Origin of the sequence: Microbacterium sp. 69-10 (genome assembly GCF_001897945.1) — a bacterium.
Lineage (GTDB): Bacteria > Actinomycetota > Actinomycetes > Actinomycetales > Microbacteriaceae > Microbacterium.
Genome location: NZ_MKRT01000028.1, coordinates 136,830 through 139,404, shown reverse-complemented (window position 1 = coordinate 139,404; position 2,575 = coordinate 136,830). Strand labels below are relative to the sequence as shown.

At 63.0% G+C, this 2,575-nt stretch carries 3 protein-coding genes, 2 tRNA genes and 1 pseudogene; 2 read left to right on the top strand and 4 right to left on the bottom strand.

Annotation, left to right across the window (positions count from 1 at the left end):
* Positions 1–29 precede the first annotated feature (29 nt).
* A pseudogene (locus BGN97_RS15155) lies at positions 30–479 on the top strand (recombinase family protein); the annotation flags it as partial.
* Here BGN97_RS15155 and BGN97_RS15150 read toward each other — a convergent pair.
* From BGN97_RS15150 to orn, 3 genes are all read right to left on the bottom strand, one after another.
* Positions 396–797 (bottom strand): hypothetical protein, encoded by a 402-nt coding sequence (locus tag BGN97_RS15150; RefSeq protein ID WP_229661130.1) that lies wholly within the window; start codon positions 795–797, stop codon positions 396–398. The pseudogene BGN97_RS15155 and the gene BGN97_RS15150 overlap by 84 nt on opposite strands.
* Before the next feature lie 304 nt (positions 798–1,101).
* Positions 1,102–1,177, bottom strand: a tRNA-His gene (locus BGN97_RS15145).
* Positions 1,178–1,213: 36 nt separating this feature from the next.
* A complete protein-coding gene (gene orn / locus BGN97_RS15140) occupies positions 1,214–1,840 on the bottom strand; it encodes an oligoribonuclease (RefSeq protein ID WP_292703239.1) in 627 nt (208 codons plus the stop codon).
* Between the two features lie 47 nt (positions 1,841–1,887).
* Here orn and BGN97_RS15135 point away from each other — a divergent pair.
* Positions 1,888–1,959, top strand: a tRNA-Arg gene (locus BGN97_RS15135).
* Between the two features lie 378 nt (positions 1,960–2,337).
* Here the strand turns inward: BGN97_RS15135 and BGN97_RS15130 are convergent.
* On the bottom strand, positions 2,338–2,575 hold a 238-nt coding region (locus tag BGN97_RS15130), incomplete at its 5' end, for a hypothetical protein (RefSeq protein ID WP_363331442.1).

Genomic DNA, 2,575 nt, shown 5'->3' with positions numbered 1-2,575 from the left:
GTGATGAGCTGGGCCGCGAGAACCGGACGGTGGTGCTGGACGAGGAGCGTGCGCCGCTGGTGCGGTGGGCGTTTGAGCAGTTCGCGTCAGGCAGGTGGACGCTCTCTCAGATGCAGCGCGAACTCGAAGCCCGCGGGTTGACGACTCCGCCGACGCCGAAGCGAGCATCGAAGCCGCTTGGGAAGACGAGCGTTCAGAGGATGCTGACGAACCCGTACTACCGGGGCATGGTGCGCTTCAAGGGCGCGGTCTATCCGGGGTCCCACGAGGCATTGGTGCCGAAGGAAGTCTGGTATCAGGTGCAGAACGTCCTCGAATCCCACATTTCGGCGGCAGACGCGACCCAGCTGCATGCCCACTATTTGAAGGGCACGATCTACTGCGGGGCGTGCGGTTCAAGATTCATCATCGTGAACGCGAACAACGGCAAGGGCAAGATCTACCCATACTTCGTATGCAACGGACGCCACTCGAAGAAGACCGGTTGCACCCGGCAGGCGATCCTTATCGAAGATGTCGAGCGCATGGTCGAGAAGTATTACGAGACGATCCAGATCTCCGCGGACCTCCGCCAGTCGTTGGCGGGGATGATCCACGCCGAGTTTGATCGGTTGCTGGCGTCGGACTCTGGCGAGTTGGAAGCCTTGGCGAAGGAGCGCGCCTCGCTGGAAGAGGAGCGGCTCGTCGTTCTGCGTGCGCACTATTCGGGTGCGATCTCGCTCGAACTGCTGAAAGAAGAGCAGATGCGGATCGAGGCCAGGCTCGATGACATCAAGGGGAGGCTGTCGGCACACCATGACGAGTACGCGGCGGCACGTGCGAATCTCGATGACTGCCTGGCGCTGCTGGCGAACATCTCGCTGATCTACAGCCGGTGCGATAACCAGAACAGGAGGCTGTGTAACCAGGCGTTCTTCCGCAAGATCTTCATCGACGAGGATCGGGAAGTGAAGGTCGAGTACCAGCCGTCATACGAGGCGCTCTGCGACGTGCAGTCGCAGGCGAACGCTCTGAACTGGGCCGCCACGGCAAAGAAAAAGGACGAGGTTCAAACCTTTTCAAGAGTGGAGACTCTTGTCGAAGGTTTGAACCTCGCCCATATGGGGTGGCTAACGGGGCTTGAACCCGCGACCCCCGCGACCACAACGCGGTGCTCTACCAACTGAGCTATAGCCACCATGTGCCCGCCGGAGCAGGCAACTCCACGAGTCTATTACATGTTCGGGGCGAACTTTGACACGACGGCCGTGGAGATCTCGCGCGCCTCGTCCGAACTGGGTCCGGGCTCGGCGACGAAGACCGCTTCGCGGTAGTACTGCAGCTCGCGGATCGACTCCAGGATGTCGGCCAGAGCGCGGTGCCCGCCGTTCTTCTCAGGCGCCTGGAAGAACACGCGCGGGTACCACCGGCGGGACAGCTCCTTGACGCTGGACACGTCGACGTTGCGATAGTGCAGGTACTGGTCGATCTGCGGCATGTACTTGGCGAGGAACATCCGGTCGGTGCCGATCGTGTTGCCGGCGAGGGGTGCCTTGCGCTCCAGGGGGACGAACCGCTTGATGTACTCGAGCGTCCGCTCCTCGGCCTCGGCCAGCGACACGCCGCCGGGGATCTCCTCGATCAGCCCGGAGGTGCGGTGCATGTTCGTGACGAACTCGTTCATGTTCGCGAGCGCCGCGTCGTCCGGCTTGATCACGATCTGGAATCCCGGATCGAGTGGTCGCAGCTCGAAGTCGGTGATCACGACGGCGATCTCGACCAGCTCGTCGACCGCGAGGTCGAGGCCCGTCATCTCGCAGTCGATCCAGACGAGCCGATCGTTCTCAGACGCAGAAACCATGCCTCGATCTTATCGACGGGTCCGACACGGTAATCTGGAGGGATCCCGCCTCCTTAGCTCAGAGGAAGAGCATCGGCTTTCTAATCCGTTGGTCGCAGGTTCGAATCCTGCAGGGGGCACAGGGCTGCTGATCCGGTTTCTTTCCCGGGTGCCGTCGTCCGTGGCGAGCCGGTTCCAGCTCAGATCGAGTTCTGCTTGCGAAAGCCGCCCCGAGCGGCGGTCCTTCTGCGGTGGCAGTTGGCGCACACGACTTCGCACTTGGCGATCTCGGCCAGGATCGACTTCCAAGACCGTGTTGAAGCGCCCACTGCCCGGGAGATGGCGAAGCGCTTCTCAAATCCGGGCAGATGATCGAAGTCGAGAACCACAGGATCCGGTTCGCCGCAATCGGTACACGGGTGCGCCAGCAGGTACTCGAGTACATGAGCGTGATTGCGTTCGCGGTGTCGTTCCTGGAACTCCCTGAGACGCGGGCCTCTGCTGGGCATGATCGCTCGTCAGCCCCGCAGCGCCGCCACCGCGTCATCGGCATCCCAGAACTCGCCCACCAGGCGGAAGGCACCGGACGGCAGATGCAGGCGCTCCGCGCGATAGCGGATGCCGAGCGGGTCGGCCACGACGCGCAGATGGCCGCGGATGGTTCCCGATGCGGCGATCACGCGCCAGAGATGATCGCCTGCCCGCTCGAGTCGCTCGGCGCGGGAACGGAGGACGGGGGTCTCCCACAGCACGGCG

Excerpts from the sequence above, each read along its gene's own strand:
- orn (WP_292703239.1), bottom strand. The coding sequence starts at position 1,840 with ATGGTTTCTGCGTCTGAGAACGATCGGCTCGTCTGGATCGACTGCGAG.
- BGN97_RS15150 (WP_229661130.1), bottom strand. The coding sequence starts at position 797 with ATGGTGTGCCGACAGCCTCCCCTTGATGTCATCGAGCCTGGCCTCGAT.